Genomic DNA, 18,163 nt, shown 5'->3' on the forward strand with positions numbered 1-18,163 from the left:
CGTCAGATGTGTATACGAGCCAGGGCGCCTGTTTGTAACTGGCGGGCAGAAGGCTGACGGCAGTTACAAACTGCCCACAGTGTGGGCACAAGTCACCGCTTCGCTCAGACTTGCGCCAGCGGCGGGAGTTATTTCAACCGGTACACATCCCCCGGCAGCAAGATCGTCAACCTCAAATCTTTCGCCCCCAACTTTCCGCTACGCAGGCTCTTCGACCGCTTCGGATTCTCCAGCACAATCACCTGAGACTCTCCAACCACCTCGATCTTGTCACCATCCACCAGGATCGCCGTAGCCTCGTCAATCCCGATCCCCGTCAACTGCGGAAACTCGATCACCGCGCTGATCAACCGGTTATACCGGCTGCGCCGTACGAAGTGCTGGTCCACGATCGCCTGCGTCATAAGTCCGAGCCCTGGCTTTGTCTCGATATTCTCCGCTTCGATATTCCGGAACGTCGACGCATAATCCGGATGCTTCAGCTCATTGCCGGTGATCATGACCTTACTCATCACCGCCGCCCCCGCGCTCGTACCGCTGACGACCGCACCGCGGCTTCGCGCCTCGAGTATAGCCTTCTCGATCTCCGTCCCGCGCACAACGTCCATAAACCGGTTCTGATCACCGCCCGAGATATAGATGAGGTTAGCACGACGCACCGAGTCCAGCCGGGCCGGCTTCAGCGGTTCACCTTTCGTAAAGTTTATGCCGTAGACACGAGGCACGCCCAGCTTCATCAGTTGGCTTTTGACATAATATACCGCCGAGTCAGGTTCAGCGCTCGACATCGGCAGCACGATCGTGTAGCCACCCTGCCGAAGTCCCGCTTCGGCAATCAACCGTTCCATGAGCGCGTCCGGCCGCGCGCCGCCACCGATGATAAAAAGTTTTCCGGCACGTCCCGATTGCGCCCAAATGCAGCCTGCCGAGAGCAATAAAACAGACAGTGTTATATAGTAACGTTTCATAGAGCGATATAGAAATTAAAGACGCTCACGCCCGCAGGGCAGACGTGAACGTCTTACGGATTAGTGTTATTTATTCCTTACCAACGGCAAGGCCCTGAACCGACATGCCGGTATACCAGGGCTCGGATTCCGTCCCGTCTACATTGGCGCGCATGATCCGGTCACTGTCCCGGTCCGCCCAGTACAGTTTGTTTTCGATGCCGTCGAAGGCAATGCCATAGATCCTGTCGCCCATTCCGGCGGTGACGATCGAACGTCCGCTTCCGTCCATCTTTGTCGACACCAGTTGGGATGTGCCCAGGGCTACATCCCGTGTGTCGAAGTAAATGCGGTCGCCGACCACTAGCATGCTGCCGCCGCCATCGCCCGGGACCGTCAGCGTGGCCGTGGTACCATTGAGATCCTGGCGCCAAACGCCGCCGGTATAGGTGTTCCAATACAGGCGTTTCGTGACGGGGTCGACCGATACGCCCTCCGGATCGTTCTGATCAGTGGCAAATTCCTCGAATGCCGAGACATCATCGTCGTCGAGACTCGTACGACGAATGCCCGTGTCGGTATCCCAATACAGCATGTTGTTGGCGTAGTCGATCGCCAGTGACGTCGGCGTGCCGATGGCTGTCCGGAAATCTGTTGCCTCCGTGCCATCCAGGTTGGCTACCACGATTTTATCACCGTCATAATCGGATAAGTACAATTTATCATTAGCCGTGTCGATCGCGATACAGTAGGAATCGCCAAGGGCATTGATCCCGGTAGGGATCGCCAGGGGAGCCTGGTCATTGATCAGGGCGATGAATAACGTGCCGCCGTTGGTAAAATACACCGGTGTGCCCGTTGCATTGGGATCTTTGATGATTACCTGCTGCGTAAACTCGTTAATTTCGTTCGAGCTCCCGGTAACGATCACCAGCTTGACATCAAAAAGCCCCGGCTTTTTGTACACATGCACCGGATCTTTCTCCATCGACGACGTGCCGTCGCCGAAACTCCAGTAATACTCCACCGTACCCGCACGATCCGGGATAACGGAAACATTTGTAAAAGTGGCCTGGGCCGGCGCGAACTCGTCGTTATCGATCGCCACGGTAAACTTCGGTACAGTACTGGCCGGCGGCACAGGATAATCTTCCTCGCCGCATCCATGGACCATGACAAGCATGATCGCCATCAGAAGGATATATACATTACGCATCATGATCGCCCTTTATTTTTTTAAGAATATACCCCGGGGACTGTCCAGCCCTGCTTTGAGCACAGATCTATGCGTGCCGTCCAGGTTCGCCCGGTAGATTTCGCCCGTTTCCCGGCCCGACCAGTATAACAGGTTCTCTGTATTGTCGACTACAATGCCATAGATCAGGCTCCCGCCCTCGTTAACAGGTTCTACGTTGCTGCCGTCGAGATTGGCGCGGTACAACGTCGCGTCATCCTCGAAATAGATCTTGTCGTTCTCGGCATCTACCTGGATCGCGTAACCGTATACGCCGGAGAGGATGGGCGTCGCGTCGCTTCCGTCCAGGTTCGCCCGGTACAGCTCTTCGTTTTGCCAGTCGTTGTAATATAGTTTGTCATGCTGGGTGTCCACGGCTACGGCGTAGAGCCTGCCATCGGGCACATCGACGACGTATTCCCGGTCGGTACCGTCCAGGTTCGCCCGGCCGATGTGCCCCGTGTCTTCGTTGAACCAATCTTCCGCCCAGTAGATCTTTCCATTTTCGATGTCGAGGGCAATCTGGTAAGGGTCGTAAAGCCCGTCGATAATTACCTTCAAGTCTGTTCCGTCGAGATTCACACTCCAGATCTTACCGGCGCCGGTCTCATAGAAGTCGCTGAAATATATTTTCTGATGCTCCGCATCATACGCAAGCCCGGGACCTTCTTTTTCTGATATATTGAGAAAGTCGGTGACATCGCCCGGCGTACTGATACCAAAGTGTTGAATCAACGATGCGCCCATCGCTACATAATATAACTGCGGATCCGGCAACACCGTGATGTTCTGGCTGGAGATCGTCGAGCCACCCGCACCCGTCGATAACAAACTCACGGTATACGTACCCGAGGCCCCGTAGCTTTTCCGGGGAGAAATGTCTTTCGACGTTGTACCGTCACCAAAGCTCCACTTGAAGGCCGTGGCATTCGCAGACGTATTCGTGAAATTGATCTCTTCACCGATCTTCGCCTCCGACTTGTCAGACGTAAAGCCCGACGTAGCCTGTGGGGGAGTGGTATTGTCGTCATTACAAGAAAAGGCAACGATCAGCAGAAAGAGAAAGGTCAGGTATCTATAAAGTTTTGTATTCATATTGCGTAAGGATATAGTCGGGATTAATAGCCATGATTTTGTTCCATGTCCGGATGCCGGTTGGTGAGGATCTCTTCCAGCGGGATCGGGAAGAGCGTCTGGTCAACGTCCTTGACCAGCGGCAGCACTTCGAGCGCCCGGTTCGTACGCACCAGGTCGAACCAGCGATGGCCCTCGAACGCGAGCTCGATGCGCCGCTCATGCTCGATCGCCCTCAGCAACGCTGTATACGTCTCAGCCTCGGTATCCTCCAGCTTCGCACGATGGCGGACCTTGTTCAGGTTCAGCTTGACCGTGTCGATGATGCCCTCTGAGCGGGCTTCGGCTTCCGCACGGATCAGGAACATCTCGGCCAGACGAAGGACGATGATATTGTCGGCGCCGGTAGCCAGGTCTTTGTATTTGGCCGCGTAGGAAATATTGAGCGTATCGCGGATGCTCGCTTTCTTTCGCAACGTGTCCGCTTCCTCATACGCCGCCAGCATCTCCGCCGGCGGTGCCGCCTCCCGGCGTCCTTTCAGCAGCGTCGGAAAGGTATATTCGGCCATGCGGTTCCGGTTCGTGACGGTGAAGTCTATTTCGAAAATCGACTCGCTGGATTGGTCGACGAACACCTTGTCATAATCTTTTACCAACGTATACGCTTTGCTGTTGATCACTTCCAGCGCCTTGGTGCTGGCCAGCGCGTAGTCACCCTTATAGAGATACACACGCGCCAGTAACGCCGTCGCGGCGTGCCGGGAGGCCCGGGCCTTTTGCGACGAGACCGCGAGGTTCTCTTCGGCATAGATCAGGTCGGCAATGATCTGTTCATACACCGCGTCGGCGCCTGATCGGGGCGCATCGACGCCCGCTGAACCCACCGTGGGCGTGAGCTTGATGGGTATAGGACCGAAGAAGTTCAGGAGGTTAAAATGATTGAGCGCGCGAACGAAACGCAGCTCGCCCAGCGCCTGGGCTTTTTCCTCGTCGCTCATGTCGGCGATCGCGGGCACTTTCAGGATCACATTGTTTGCATAGTTGATGCCCTGGTAGGCCGACGTCCAGATGCCGTCGATCGATCCGTTCTCCGGCAGGATGTTATTGTTGTCCACCTGCGCGTATTCGGAAGCTGTCGCCTCGGCGGGATGGAACATATTGTCGGAGGCCAGGTCGGAGAATAACAAATAGGTGCGGCCGTAGTAGCCCAGGTTCTGGAACGCCGTGTAAGCGCCCTGCACACCCTTCTCGATGCCGTTCTTGTCCTGGAAAGCATCGTCGGCGGAAATACTGTCGGTGGGCTTTACGTCCAGCACGTCACACGCCGTAGCGACGACCAGGAGCAACGCAAAATATAGTATCTTTTTCATGTCTTTCAGAATTTGAGGTTCACGCCGAACGTCAGCGTCCGGGCCTGCGGGAAGGTAAAGAAGTCTGTACCGATCACCTGGGTGTCGTTACCGCTGTAGTTCACCTCCGGGTCGAGACCGGTGTAGCGGGTAAAGGTGAACAGGTTCTGCGTACTGGCGTAGACACGCAGGCTCGACAAGCGCAGCTTGGTGCTCAGGGCGTTCGGCAACGTATAGCCTAGTGTTACGTTTTTAACCCGCAGGTACGAGCCGTCCTCGATAAACCGCGACGATGTACGCTTGTTCTCGCCGGCCTTGTCGGCATCGGACGTAGCCCGCGGAATATCGGTGATATCGCCCGGCTTTCGCCAGCGCCGCGTAACATCCTCCAGCTGGTTGTCACCGCCCTGCAGAGACTCCAGGAAGAGCCGCGAGCCGTTGAAGACATCGTTGCCGTACGCGAACTGCAGGAACACGCTCAGGTCGAATTGTTTGTAGGTAAAGTTGTTCGTAAAGCCGCCGGTGAATTTGGGATTGGGATCACCGACCACTGTGCGGTCCGCGGTCGTGATCTCACCGTCGACGTCGGTGTCGGCATACACGATGTCGCCGGTGGACGGATCGACACCGAGGGACCTAAAGCTATAGAAGATCCCCAGCGGCTGGCCTTCCATCACGCGGTTGCCGCCGCGACCCAGGTCGTCGATCGGCTGATCGTTGTACAGCTTCAATACCTTGTTGCGGTTAAAGGACAGGTTCAGCTGAGGTCTCCACCGCACGTTGCCAAACGCCTGCTCACCGGAGAGCGTCAGCTCCACACCCTTGTTCTCCAGCTCACCGATGTTTTGCACCACGCTCTGGAATCCGGACGACCCCGGCATCGGCCGCGCCAGGAGCAGGTCTTTGGTTTGTTTGTTGTAATAGTCCGCCGACAACATCAGGCGATCGCTGAACAAGCCGATGTCTACACCCACGTCCAGTTGTGTCGTTGTTTCCCATTTCAGGTCGGGGTTCGAGATATTGCTGGGATAGATGGCGGGTTTGCCGAGGTAGGAGGTACCGCGGTATAGCTCGGCATATTGAAAGGCCGAAATATTGTCGTTGCCGAGCAACCCGTAGCTGGCCCGGAGTTTCAGCTCGGAGATCACGGGCACGTTGTCCTGCAGGAAGTCCTCCTGGCTGAGGCGCCACGCCACGGAAGCCGCCGGGAAGAAACCGTTCTTGTTATTGGGACCGAAGCTGGTAGACCCGTCGATGCGTCCGGTAAGCGATACGAGATACTTGTCGGCATAATTATAGTTTGCCTTGGCAAAGTACGAACGCACCCCCGAGCTCACGGCGCCGGCACTGGCCTGTGCGATCAGCGAAGCCGAGTTGATATACGGCGTGTCCTCGTCGGCAAAGCCCTGGCCGCGGATAAACGAAGAGGTCGTCTCGCGCTTTTCAAAGCTATAGCCGGCCATCACATCCACCACGTGGCGACCGAAGGTCTTCTCATACTTCAGCGTGTTGTTGCTGACCAGGTTGCGCACGTTGGTATAGGTCTCGAATCCCAGGCCGTTGTAGCCCTGGCCCTGCACCGTATTATACTCGAACGCATGCTCGCGCAGGTTATAGAAATCGATGCCCCATTTAGAGGCCAGCGTCAGCCCGGGCAGGATCTCATAGTCGCCGAAGACGTTGGCGATCACCCGGTAGGTGAAGTTTTCGTTCGTAGCCTCGTTGGCAATCGACACCGGGTTGGAATAAGGCCCGCTCTGGTTATAGGTGCCGTCCGGATTATACACCGGAAAGATGGAAGGCGTAGAGATGCCGTTGGGCAGCGGGCCGTGCAGCGACTGGTCGCCTTCCACGCGGTTGGACGTAGAGTACGTCAACCCGATGCTGGTGCCGATCCGGAATTTATCGTTGACGGTATGATCCACGTTCACGCGGGTATTCATCCGTTGGAACCGCGTGCCGATCAAAATACCCTTCTGGTCGAAGTATCCCCCCGAAATAAAGAACCGCGTCTTGTCAGTGCCCCCCGTAGCCGACAGCTCATAGCTGGCGATCGGCGCCGTGCGGAAGATCACATCCTGCCAATCGGTATTGGTCGTATCGCCGGTACGGGCTTTGGCAATGTCCGCTTCGCTGAACACGGCCGACCCGGCCAGGTCGTTCCGGTATTCCATCCACTGTTCGGTATCGAGCATGTCGAGCGTGCGCCAGGCCTGCTGCACGCCATAGTAGGCGTTAAAGCCGATCACCGACTTGCCGCTCTTGCCGCGTTTGGTGGTGATCAGCACCACGCCGTTGGATGCGCGCGCGCCGTATATCGCCGCCGTGGCAGCATCTTTTAAGACACTCATCGACTCGATGTCGTTGGGATTGAGGTCCGACAGGGAGTTGATGCCCTGGCCCTCGTACCCCACCTGCGCATAGTCGCCGGTGGTCACCGGAATGCCGTCGATGACATAGAGCGGCTGCCCCGAGCCGCTGATCGACGTCGTCCCCCGGATGCGCACCGACATGCCGCCACCCGGCGTACCGGAGTTCTGCAGCACCTGTACGCCCGCGGCCTGTCCCTGCAGCACACCGTCGATGGTGGAAACGGGCAGGTCCCTGATCGCATCCGACTTCACAACGCCTACCGACCCCGTGAGAAGCTTCTGCTGCTCGGTGCCATACCCCACCACGACCACTTCCGACAACTGTTTGGCGTCGGGCGACATTTGTACATCGATGACATCACGGGCGCCGATCGTCTGTTCTTGCGCCAGCATCCCGATAAACGTGAACACCAGCACGGCATCGCCGTCGGCTACCGGCAACCGGTATTGCCCCCCGACATCCGTAACGGTACCCCTGTTGGTGCCCTGCACGACGACGCTCACCCCGGGCAGGGGAGATCCGTCCTCCGCATTCGTGACGTTTCCGCGTATCGTCCGTTCCTGTGCCCACGCGATCTGCGACAGGAAGGCAAAGAGTAAAAACAGTAGACTTTTCCTCATAAAGGATATAGGGTTAGGTTCATCATAAGACACGACATCATAAGGTGATCGAAAACGACCACCCGCGATCATCATTCGTACGGGTAACGGAAGAATATCTAAAGTCGGAATATTCACAGACATTTAAAAGATGCAGATTAACGGAAGTAAAAATTATGATGACCGGCAAAGCCAACGTTAGCATCCGCGCCGGGCGTCATTTGCAGAGTACGTAGTAATCCGAGCGCTTGACCCTAATGTCCGGTGAATTCATTTCGCACGTGAGCGCATATGCGTACCGTTAAATACATCGCATTGAGGCGGAAGAGTGCGCTCATGGCCGATATTGTTGCGCCCCTACAGGGCTGTGTCGCTGCTTGTGTGTAAACCCAGGCCTACAGCCTGGGCTGAGATGTTGCGCCCTTGCAGGGCTATGTCGCTGCTTGCGTGGTAAACTCAGGCCTACAGCCTGGGCTGAGATGTTGCGTCCCTACAGGGCTGTGTCGCTGCTTGCGTGGTAAACCCAGGCCTACAGCCTGGGCTGAGATGTTGCGTCCCTACAGGGCTATGTCGCGGCTTGCGTGGTAAACCCAGGCCTACCAGCCTGGGTTGAGATGTTGCGCCCCTACAGGGCTGGTATCGCTGCTTGCGCGATAAACCGGCCATGGCCTGAACTGTTACGCCCCTTCTTCTTCCTTCTACCCCTGAAGGGGGGTAACATAATAGCCCAGGCTGGAGCGGCAGCACAGGCCTGGGCCATCCAATAGCATTGGCAAAAAGCCCTGTAAGGGCGTAACAATTCGACGCACGCATTACGCTACAAAAAAATAGCACCTTTATGCCGATTTCAATCAAAAATCGCCTTTGTGGCAATTTTCCTTTCCGACACTCGTCATTTATTAATGTAAGAATAACCCCAAAATCGACCTTTCGTCGTCATTTTTAGTGAGTACCTTTACGGAGCTGAGTGCATCATACACCTACCATGAAAAAACCCCGTTTGCTGCTGACCCTGGCGTTTTTGCCGGTTTGGGTCGTCGTATTTTCGCAGTCGTCCCAAGTCGTTGTACAGGCCCCGAAGCCCTGGGTGGAAGCCGTTGCCTTCGATCCGGCCGCCACGCCGCCGGCAGGGCAGGAGCGGTCCGCCTACTACCTGTTGCTCGACGAGCAGGAAAACTTCCAGACGCAGGAGTCCTTCGGCCACTATGCCTACAAGATCCTGACCAGCGAAGGCCTGCAGGAGATGTCGGATCTGAGCTTTTCATTTGACCCGGCCTATGAGCAGTTGATCCTGCACACGCTGCGCATCCACCGGAACGGCCAGGTCATCGACCGGATGCCGAAAACCTTTCAGACGATCCAGCGCGAGCAAAGCATGGACCGCTATATCTATGACGGCGCCCTCACCACGGTTGTCAACCTGAGCGACGTACGCGTCGGCGACGTGATCGAATATTCGCTCACCCGCAAGGGCTGCAACCCGGTGCACTGCAACAACATCGATCGCAGGATCAGCCTGAACTATAACGTGGGCGTCGCCAAATGTTTTCAACGCATCGCGCTGCCCGCGTTCCGTAAGGTAGAGATCAAGAACAACAATACCGGGCAAAAGCCCGTCATCACCGAAGCTGACGGCACGCGCACCTATACCTGGATTGCGGAGAATACCCCGCCCGTGGTACCCGACGACAACGTACCCGGCTGGTACAACCCATACCAGGTCGTACAGTTGTCGGGCTTTGCCGATTGGACCGCCGTCGGCCGGTGGGCGTCGCGTTTGTTTACCGTATCCGAGTCGGACAAAAAAGCGCTGTATAAAGCTGCCCAGGAGCAATTTCCAGGTGGCACCGATGAGGAGTACACGCAGAAGGTCATCCGGTTCGTACAGGACGAAGTGCGGTACCTGGGCTTCGAGACCGGCCTGAACACGCACCAGCCGTACCCGCCGATGACAGTATTTACCCGCCGCTTCGGTGATTGTAAGGACAAGTCGTTGCTGCTGGTCACCCTCCTGGCGGCACGGGGTATCGAAGCGCATCCCGTGCTGGTCAACACCGAGCTGCGGGGCCATGTGCGCGAACAACTGCTGCCGTCGGCCTACGCCTTTGACCACTGTGTGGTCGAGATCCAGCTTGGCGGCAAACGATTCTATATCGACCCTACACGCAGCGGCCAGGGCGGCCGGCTCAAAGGTCAATATTTCCCCGCCTTCGGCGAAGGTCTTGTCCTCAACGAACAGGGTGGAGCGTTCACCTTGTTCGGCACCGCCGACGAAGCTTCCATTGCAGAGATCCATACGTATACACTGCCTGCCGTTGGCGGCGAGGCAACCCTGGAAATAACAACGATATACCGTGGCGCCGAGGCGGACTTCGCGCGTTCCCAATTCTCCGGCAACTCGCTGGAAGAGATCCAAAAGAATTACCTCAAGTTCTATGGCAACCAATACCCGTCGATCGAGCGGGTAGGGTCCGTAAACTATACCGACAACCGGGAAGAAAATTTTCTCACCGTAAAAGAGCAATACCGCATAGCCGAATTCTGGAAAACCGCAGCAGACGATGCCGACCTTTTTCACTGCGAGTTCTCCGCCCAGTCGCTGGAGCAATACCTGAATGTCGGCAAGTTTGCCCAGCGCACCGCGCCCTACGCATTGAACTATCCGACGCACTATTCGCATACCATGAACATCCAGCTCCCGGAGGAATGGAACATTGCCAACGACCGTGTAGAGATCGATCATCCGGAGTACAACTTCTTTCATGCAACAAAATACGCTGAAAACACGCTTACCCTCACGACATACTATACAACCTTGCAACCGGACATTGCGGCGACAGACTACGAGCGGTTCATCAAAGATCACCAGCAGATGGCTGAAAACATGTCGTATACATTGACGTATAATAAACATGTTTTTTCGACGGCCGCGCGTACCTGGCCGGAATTGCTGGTAGCACTCCTGGCGCTGGGCGGTGGTATCGTGCTGGTGATATGGTTGTATTACCGTTACGATCCCAAGCCGGCCTATTCCACCGAATACGCCGAGCAGATCAGTGGCTGGCTCGTGCTGCTATCCATTGGGTTGATCATTTCGCCCTTCACGTTGTTGAATGATATGTGGGAGCAACGCGAGCTGATGAGCGGCCAGCTGCCGATGTCGTTGTTTGCGATCGGCAGACCGGGACTGGCCATATTCCTGATCGTGATGCAGGTATATAGTATCGTTCAGGTGCTGTTTTTGATCCTCGTGATCGTGTTGTTTTTCCAGCGTCGCTCATCGACGCCACGCATCGCTTCTATTTTTTATGGTGTGACGTGTCTGGTTGTGATCGTAAACACAGTCGTGGCGCATGCGCTGGCAGAAGACGGCGCCGCGGAGACCGACAACAGTGGCGAGTTGATCCGTGCGATCATCGCCGCGGCCGTCTGGATCCCGTATCTCAACATCTCCGACCATGTCAAGCGCACGTTTGTGTTCACCCGCCGTAAATACGATTTCGAGACGCCAACGGATACTACGGAATTATCCATGCCGGATGAGCCTACGTCAGACGAAGTGGTAGTACGGGCCGAAGACCCCGACGCCACACAAGCCTGATGCCGTGATATAGACCTATTGGTTTTGTACGCGGATCTATCATTCCGGGGCTACGGCGGCCGGATTCCGGTGTAACCGGCCGATGCCCGTCAGTCCGATGCCAGTGGCGATAACGAGGCTGTTTAGTTATATGGCAGCTGCCTATATAAGCAACAGATATTTAGTATCTTATTAAAAGATATTCAAGAGATATTCAAGAATTTAAAAGGTCTTCAATATCCCCTGCTAAGATCTATTTCCCCAAAATTTAAATACTTTCTTTTATCGGGCCTTGGCTCACACTAGCTATATTCGCCCTATACCGGTGTGACCCCTGCTGGTTGTGTTAAAATCGATCGTTGAACGAAACCTGATCTGGTATGCCATTTCTCGAAGGAGGAGTACTCTTCACCGGTAAGCTCGATATGCTGAGCGCTTACCGCATGCGCGGATGTTCGAAAATTGTCATCCGCCGCAAGGGCGGGCCAAAGCCCGACCACATTAAAAAAGGCGCCAACTTTGCCAATACGCGCCACACCATGTCGGAGTTCGGCGGCTGCTCACGCATGGGTAAGCACGTGCGCATGACGTTGTTTCCCATTCGCATGCTGGCCGATAACAACTTCGGCAGTGACATCAACAGCATCATGCGCCAGGTGCAATTACAAGATGGCACAAGCCTGAAAGGACGACGCAATATAATCCTTTCCGAGCACGCCCGCATCCTGGAAGGCTTTCCACTTAACAATAGTAATCCCACGTTCGACTCGGTGGTACGCAACCCGGTATACTATACGCTGGACCGGGCCACACGCACCGCGCAGGTGGACATACCCGAGCTGAAGCGTGGCATCAACTACTTCCCGCAGAACGATCATGCGTTGTTCCGCGTGACCGTAACGCTCGGCGTCGCGCCCGACATGCGCTACGAAGCGGCCTATAAAGAATACCTGCCGCCCAAGTGGTTCAGCCGTAAATTTAATGCCCGATACGTATCCACCGGGTGGCACCCGTCGCACGAAGGCATGGACGCCACAACGCTGTCGCTTGCCGTAGACGATATACCGCCCGAGGAAGGCTGGACGCTGATCCTGTCCATCGGCATTGAATACGGCACGCTGCGTGTAGGAGGAAGCATTAAAGAGGTAGAACGTTTTGGCGCGGCGAAGATCCTGGCGCTGCGTGGCAAAGAGCTGCCGGAAGGAGCGGAGACGCCCGGAGATGACAGGGATGCAATTGAAACGGACGCTGTCGCAGAGGCGGCTGCGCCCGAAGAAGTACATAGTGATGCACAAACCATGATGCCCGTGCCAGAAGAGACACGGGCGCTGCCAGAGAACGACAGCGCTTATCAGCCGCCCGTGGCGGCCTATGTATACGTTGCCAAGGAGCCACCGCCGCAGGGCCATTCATCCGCGGTAAAGACCTATACCTACGCGTATACGGCGCCGCCGGCAGTACCGGACGAAGAAAAAAATGACTATCTTCCCGTGACCTTATTCACCCCTGACCATGATCCCGTACATCACCTGGAACGTCGACCCCATTCTCTTCACTATTCCTGGAACGCATTGGCCCCTGCGGTGGTATGGGCTTATGTGGGTGCTGGGGCTTGTGCTCAGCCAGCAGGTTATGTATTACATCTTCCGGCAGGAAAACCGCCCGCGCAAGGATGTGGATACACTGACGATGTATATCCTGATCAGCGCGATTCCGGGGGCCCGCCTGGGACACTTCCTGTTCTATGAGCCCAGCCGGTTCCTGACCGACCCGCTCGACATCGTGCTGCCGCCGTACTCCGGCCTGGCCAGTCACGGTGGCGCTATCGGCGTGCTGATCGGCCTCTGGTTCTTTTGCCGCAACCTGCACTACAACTACCTGTGGATGGTCGACCGCCTGGTCATTGTCACCTGCATTACCGGCGCCTGCATCCGCCTGGGCAACCTGGTAAACTCCGAAATGATCGGCCTGCCTTCAGACGTACCGTGGGCGTTTATCTTTACACGCATCGATAACATCCCGCGCCACCCCGCGCAGCTATACGAAGCGTTGTATTGCATCGCCCTGTTCGCTGTGCTGTTCTACCTCTGGAAGACCCGCGCCGCCCACCTGGGCAACGGCTTTCTCTTCGGCCTCTTCCTGATTGTGCTCTGGACCTTGCGCTTTGTAGACGAGTTCTTCAAAGTAAGCCAGGTGGAATTTGAAGATCACCTGGTGCTGAACATGGGGCAGGTGCTGAGCATCCCGTTTATTCTGGCGGGTATGTTTTTCTTATTCTGGAGTAGGAGACAGGGGGAGCGCGGGAAACAAGAACAGCGTGTTTTATAGGATGGAATGCGACTTCTTTTTTCGACTTACCTTTGCTGGAAATTTTGCGGAGATTCCTGCCTCTCACGAGCGCTATGCAAGTGATGGCGATGATTCCGATACCGCTATCGCGGTGTTTATATCGGAGTTATGTGAACGTTTGAGTTCTCTAGGGGCGGTTGATTTTCAGGTTAGTGGTTTCGGATTAGATGATTGGCGGACGGATGTGTGGATGCATTTAGCTGTGGTGATGGAACAGTTTCCGCTCTTTTTGACGTCGTTGCAGGCCGGGAAGAATTCAGTGCTGGATTTTTATGAGCAAGGCTTACAAAGGATTTTGTATTTTGTTGTGCGCGATCTTAAGATAACCATTGAATGTCGGAGCTATTCTGAGTGGGATCCCGTTTTTCCCGCGCTTGAAGACGATTGGCATAGAATTCTGCAAATGGCTACTGCTCTCTTACAGGATTTTATTTTCGTTGTGAAGGAGAAACTACCGTTTTTTTACGAGCACTCGTTGTTTCAGAATTACCTGAGGTTGGCATGATTTGGCGGTGTTTAAACTATCGGCTTCATCAACGGGATTGATCCCGATGGAGCATGGTTAGGAAAGCTGAGGGCACAGATAGGAGCAGCGCTACATGGTGGAGAGTACGGGATGGACGATGATGGGAATTGGTTCGCTACATGGGGTGCAGACGGGGCCGCCGTTGCTAAAAATTATGGAAGCGAAGGGTTGGGCATCGGAATTTCGGTACGTGACGCGTGGAGCTTTGCCAATGGTTTTAGGAATGCTGTAGTTACAAATCACGTGTTGGGGGTTGGACGGGAGAATATCGACGACGAAGCATTTCAACAAGGCCAATTCGCCGGTGATTTGGCAACGGTGGCTATGGCTGCCGCTGAAACGTACGGAGGAGTTATACTTACGGAAGCGGGAATTGGAGGAACTATTGCCAGTGGAGGGACTTTATCCGTAGTAACAGCGCCCGCCGCTGCCTTAGGAGTGGCAATCACTGTTGAGGGGACAACAACAGCGGGAGTGGCGTTGGGTAATGTAGCTATACATTTTGCCCATGGTAAAAAGAGTCAAAGTACAGGAAGACTTAAAGGTGCTAAAAAAACAAAGCATGATAAAGGAGTGAGGAGGGATAAGCAAAAGTATAATGACAAAAAAAGGAAAAAGGATGATTGGAATCAGAATCGAAACAAAAGGAAATAAACGATGAGAGTTGGGTTAACTTTACTCTTTATTCTTAATGAAAAGAATGCAAAGATCGGGGTTCTTAAGTCATATTCCTTGCCGATAAGAACCCTTAGGACAGTCGATGTTATGTTAAGAGCAAAAGAGAAGGCAAATCTTGAAATGAAGAGGAATCCAGATCTGAGCTTTTTGGGAATTAACGACGTCTTTACCACCAGCGGTACCGGAGAAGGAAGTATGCTGGGAAGAACAACGTACTTTGAGCTAAATAAAAAAAGAGAAGCTTTGACTTTGGTATTGCCAGTGAAATCTTATCCTTTTGGCTCGTCTAAAATTACAAACGTCGGTTGGTTCAATTTTAGGTCCATATTTTTTTATAATGATCCAGATGAGGAGAGACATAGTTTTACGTTTAGCGTACACTCCCTTGTCAAGGCATCATCTTTACGAAAGGCAAAACAACGGGCCCGGGTCATCGTAGCTCAGAATGCTTTCAAAAATAGGATAGTGAGGGGAGCGTCAGACGAGCTCGTAAAGAAAGCGATTGAATTTGTTGGATTTCAAGATTTTTGCCCTCTGTTTGAGAACCCATCTAAAGGGGGGGCTTATGAGGTTTATTATAATAGAAATATTGAATCTGCCAGGGATTTAAGCCGAAGCATTCTTTCCAAAGAAGAACTGATTAGAGAATTGAAAGTCGTCAGAGAAGTTTATCGGAGGAAATAGTGAAAGAGAATCGAGATAGAATGTGGGGAGACTGACGACCTGAATCTGAGATGGTCATTAAATCTTTTATGAATAAAAACAAATTATGCATTATTGGCGCTGTTCTTTGGGATGATAATCACAACTCATTCACACGGGAAATGGAATTGAACCGTTTTATATTGGAATAGTGCAAGCTTTCTTGGGAAATGAAGAAGTCATTGTGGCGGGAAGAATTGCAGTGATTTCGGAAAGTGGCGATTCGGATGAATTGTATAAGATATACAACAAAAATTAAAAAGCAGTTTAGGAAAATAGGGACGTTTTAATTAAGCTAGACGGAACGATTGTTCCTGCCACTCGAGCAATAGTTATACCGGGTAAAACAGCTTATCCAATAGAGTAATGGAAAATAGATTTTTTTTCGCCGCGGGTAAGCAGAATTTTTTTTCCAACGCTAGGGATATATGAAACCCTCCGTCACGCTGCAAGTTCACACTGGGGGGATTAGGTCAAAGAAGGCAAAGGACTTACTTTTGGACTTACTGCCTAAAACTAAATCTAGTTAGAAGAAATTGATGTAGCGTTAAAAAGAATCGGATAAAGTATGGTACTGGGAGGCAGAGGCGAGAAAATGGTATGATTTACTTGCATGCAATTGTGTTCAGGCAGCAACCAGGCCATTGATACAAGAGCAAATATTATCTCGAAGCTATTATGACAAAGCATTGCCTAATGATACCTTCTGGCAAGTGTTTGATGATATTCTTGGTAGTGGCAATTACGATTGGGCAAATCTTCCTAATTTCCATTTCTGGGATACGTTCACTTTATTGAGGAGAAATTACCGGAAGGGGCGGTAGAGGTTGGTGAGGCAGTCTTTACTGGATTTGTGGAATAATCAGATTAGGAAACATGGCATTGATCATTGTTGCAATTTTTATCGTTTGTTTTTTGGTGGCCTATTTTGTTAGAGCTACAAGAAAAATAGTGATCGTCGTTATTTCGGCTGGAGTATTCGCTATTTCATTGCCAATTTTTTTTAAGTCACTTCGATTTAATCTACTTACAGGAGGCGAGCATTTACCCTCAGCCAGTGCTTCAAAGGAGGAAGCTATAAAGAGGGGCGTGTACATATGTGACATACAGCCCCTATATACCCCTTATAAGGGGACTGATACACTGATACTTGCCCTAGAGGAAGGATGGGTAGAAAGGTCCTGGGCTGGTGGCTATTGGTACTGGACGACCCTGCCGGATCTAGGCTATACTGTTCGTATTGGGACTCGGATGGAGTCCAAAAAAGGAACTTGGGTTATAAGAAATAATAAGAGCGGGTATAGAGGGCTGGAACAACTCAGTTTTGATGATGGCCAGTTTGGTGGTAGCTTACGTGCTTTGCCAGAATCTGATACCCTGAAGTATACCGTTTTAGGCAAGGATAATTTGGATTTTAGTGCGGCTAATATTATCGGCAATGTTATATTCTTGTTGAAGAATAGCCCTCCGGCAGCCAATGGTTTTTAGTCACAGTTTCCTAGTGACGTTAGACTCCGGCGGTGATCCGGCAACTAAAAGTGCGCTTTTGGAATTATTACCTAAATCTCGGACTTCTTTAAATAAAGTAATTTCAGCGGCCTTAAAGCGAATTGGTTAGAAACCAGTAATATAAATAATGTTTCTTCAAAGGGAGAGGATTTGTTGTTGAGTTTGAATACAGAATTCCTTGTCATAGACGCATGGTATGTGAATGATGTCAGAAAATCAATGGTGAGGTGGATATGGTAAATTTGCAAGGTATTCGGTGAAAGGTTTTCCTTATAATCCGTTTCCATTTGGAGTGCTAAAAAGCTGGAGAGGACGTCGCGAGGGTAATTATGATGAAATAAATAAAGAGACATACGACGATATGGGAACATCAAAGGGAGTCTGTTATTTTTCGTATATCTGCGTTAGCGCATGAGGGGAGAGGCGCACCCCATGATCATTGATCCGGGGAAGATTTTATTGAACTCACGGTAGAGAGATTGTTTTTCAATTTAAAAAACGAATTAGCAGAATGCGTCAATTGGTAAGTATTAAGCTCGTAGCGTTATTTTTTTTAACCGTAACCTCGGCCTGGTCGCAAGACAACGTTGGGCCGCTGGCGCGTAAATGGAGCGTAGGTTTCGATGTTGGGTATAGCGAAAGCAGGATTTTTGGGTCGTATGCTGACTTTGCCCAGAGGTGGTATGGATCTCAGTATAAGCGGGCCCCGGAGTGGTTATCTCGGAAGGCCGTCATGGCGGATCTTACGGTCTATAAAAAGTTGTTTAGTTTTGTGTACATTAAAAGTGGTGTTGGATATACCCGACACGGTGGGGGGCTAACAAATACCTCCCTGGTTTTTCCGATGGATATCACACTGGATTACATTACCGTGCCCCTGGGCGTGGGTGTTAATCCTCGGATCTTTAAGTCTGTTTCGGTAGCCCTCGACGGTGGTTTTTGTGCGGGTTTTGAGCTGTCTTCTTCACAAGACTTTCAAAAAGGCGTTGCCCCTGGCATTCCGCAAACCAATAATACGTTTATACCGAACTATTTTTGGAGCGGGTCGGTACTCTATCCGATTAATGCTCGCTGTGCGGTGAAGGCCGCCTATCGATATGTGAAGGCATTAAAGCCATTTTATGAAAATGGCGAAGGGGAATATTTAACGGAGGAGTCTTCTAAGGCCAATGCATTTTCGGCGGGTATCGTTTATGTAGTGAAGTGAATGGTTTCTGGATTTACTAAACGGCACGGTTACCGG

Annotated in this window: 12 protein-coding genes; 7 read left to right on the plus strand and 5 right to left on the minus strand. The window is 52.6% G+C overall.

All coding sequences use genetic code 11. The annotated features are described in order from the left end of the window. Positions 1-128: 128 nt before the first annotated feature. The 5 genes from KK078_RS20635 to KK078_RS20655 all read right to left on the minus strand — a co-directional run bounded on the left by KK078_RS20635 (position 129) and on the right by KK078_RS20655 (position 7,597). Positions 129-968: a cyanophycinase gene (locus KK078_RS20635; RefSeq protein ID WP_254092209.1), complete on the minus strand. Its 840-nt coding sequence runs from the start codon at positions 966-968 to the stop codon at positions 129-131. A 70-nt stretch (positions 969-1,038) separates the two neighbouring features. Next, a complete protein-coding gene (locus KK078_RS20640) occupies positions 1,039-2,166 on the minus strand; it encodes a PKD domain-containing protein (protein WP_254092210.1) in 1,128 nt (375 codons plus the stop codon). 9 nt (positions 2,167-2,175) lie between these two features. Continuing rightward, positions 2,176-3,276 (minus strand): DUF5050 domain-containing protein, encoded by a 1,101-nt coding sequence (locus KK078_RS20645; RefSeq protein ID WP_254092211.1) that lies wholly within the window; start codon positions 3,274-3,276, stop codon positions 2,176-2,178. A 23-nt stretch (positions 3,277-3,299) separates the two neighbouring features. Continuing rightward, a complete protein-coding gene (locus tag KK078_RS20650; protein ID WP_254092212.1) occupies positions 3,300-4,625 on the minus strand; it encodes a RagB/SusD family nutrient uptake outer membrane protein in 1,326 nt (441 codons plus the stop codon). A 5-nt stretch (positions 4,626-4,630) separates the two neighbouring features. Next, positions 4,631-7,597, minus strand: a complete 2,967-nt coding sequence (locus tag KK078_RS20655) for a SusC/RagA family TonB-linked outer membrane protein (protein ID WP_254092213.1) — start codon at positions 7,595-7,597, stop codon at positions 4,631-4,633. A 964-nt stretch (positions 7,598-8,561) separates the two neighbouring features. On the opposite strand from KK078_RS20655, the gene KK078_RS20660 reads away from it, so the two are divergent. From KK078_RS20660 to KK078_RS20690, 7 genes are all read left to right on the plus strand, one after another. Then, on the plus strand, positions 8,562-11,177 hold the full coding sequence (locus KK078_RS20660) for a DUF3857 domain-containing protein (RefSeq protein WP_254092214.1): 2,616 nt from the start codon (positions 8,562-8,564) through the stop codon (positions 11,175-11,177). A 1,491-nt stretch (positions 11,178-12,668) separates the two neighbouring features. Beyond that, entirely contained in the window at positions 12,669-13,484 is an 816-nt protein-coding gene (gene lgt / locus KK078_RS20665; RefSeq protein ID WP_254092215.1) for a prolipoprotein diacylglyceryl transferase, read from the plus strand. Between the two features lies 1 nt (position 13,485). Next, entirely contained in the window at positions 13,486-14,010 is a 525-nt protein-coding gene (locus KK078_RS20670; protein ID WP_254092216.1) for a hypothetical protein, read from the plus strand. Between the two features lie 111 nt (positions 14,011-14,121). Next, entirely contained in the window at positions 14,122-14,685 is a 564-nt protein-coding gene (locus KK078_RS20675; protein WP_254092217.1) for a hypothetical protein, read from the plus strand. A 3-nt stretch (positions 14,686-14,688) separates the two neighbouring features. Beyond that, positions 14,689-15,393, plus strand: coding sequence for a hypothetical protein (locus KK078_RS20680; protein ID WP_254092218.1), 705 nt, complete (start codon positions 14,689-14,691; stop codon positions 15,391-15,393). An 894-nt stretch (positions 15,394-16,287) separates the two neighbouring features. Continuing rightward, on the plus strand, positions 16,288-16,899 hold the full coding sequence (locus KK078_RS20685) for a hypothetical protein (RefSeq protein ID WP_254092219.1): 612 nt from the start codon (positions 16,288-16,290) through the stop codon (positions 16,897-16,899). A gap of 532 nt (positions 16,900-17,431) precedes the next feature. Then, positions 17,432-18,127: a PQQ-binding-like beta-propeller repeat protein gene (locus KK078_RS20690; RefSeq protein ID WP_254092220.1), complete on the plus strand. Its 696-nt coding sequence runs from the start codon at positions 17,432-17,434 to the stop codon at positions 18,125-18,127. Positions 18,128-18,163 lie beyond the last annotated feature (36 nt).

This window comes from Dawidia soli, from assembly GCF_018598185.1.
In the GTDB taxonomy this organism is placed as follows: domain Bacteria; phylum Bacteroidota; class Bacteroidia; order Cytophagales; family Cyclobacteriaceae; genus Ohtaekwangia; species Ohtaekwangia soli.

What these genes read in the sequence shown, in the direction of transcription:
- KK078_RS20680 (WP_254092218.1), top strand. Translation starts at nt 14,689, where the DNA reads ATGAGAGTTGGGTTAACTTTACTCTTTATTCTTAATGAAAAGAATGCA.
- KK078_RS20690 (WP_254092220.1), top strand. Translation starts at nt 17,432, where the DNA reads ATGCGTCAATTGGTAAGTATTAAGCTCGTAGCGTTATTTTTTTTAACC.
- KK078_RS20650 (WP_254092212.1), bottom strand. Translation starts at nt 4,625, where the DNA reads ATGAAAAAGATACTATATTTTGCGTTGCTCCTGGTCGTCGCTACGGCG.
- KK078_RS20685 (WP_254092219.1), top strand. Translation starts at nt 16,288, where the DNA reads ATGGCATTGATCATTGTTGCAATTTTTATCGTTTGTTTTTTGGTGGCC.
- KK078_RS20660 (WP_254092214.1), top strand. Translation starts at nt 8,562, where the DNA reads ATGAAAAAACCCCGTTTGCTGCTGACCCTGGCGTTTTTGCCGGTTTGG.
- KK078_RS20675 (WP_254092217.1), top strand. Translation starts at nt 14,122, where the DNA reads ATGGACGATGATGGGAATTGGTTCGCTACATGGGGTGCAGACGGGGCC.
- KK078_RS20655 (WP_254092213.1), bottom strand. Translation starts at nt 7,597, where the DNA reads ATGAGGAAAAGTCTACTGTTTTTACTCTTTGCCTTCCTGTCGCAGATC.
- KK078_RS20635 (WP_254092209.1), bottom strand. Translation starts at nt 968, where the DNA reads ATGAAACGTTACTATATAACACTGTCTGTTTTATTGCTCTCGGCAGGC.
- lgt (WP_254092215.1), top strand. Translation starts at nt 12,669, where the DNA reads ATGATCCCGTACATCACCTGGAACGTCGACCCCATTCTCTTCACTATT.
- KK078_RS20640 (WP_254092210.1), bottom strand. Translation starts at nt 2,166, where the DNA reads ATGATGCGTAATGTATATATCCTTCTGATGGCGATCATGCTTGTCATG.
- KK078_RS20670 (WP_254092216.1), top strand. Translation starts at nt 13,486, where the DNA reads ATGGAATGCGACTTCTTTTTTCGACTTACCTTTGCTGGAAATTTTGCG.
- KK078_RS20645 (WP_254092211.1), bottom strand. Translation starts at nt 3,276, where the DNA reads ATGAATACAAAACTTTATAGATACCTGACCTTTCTCTTTCTGCTGATC.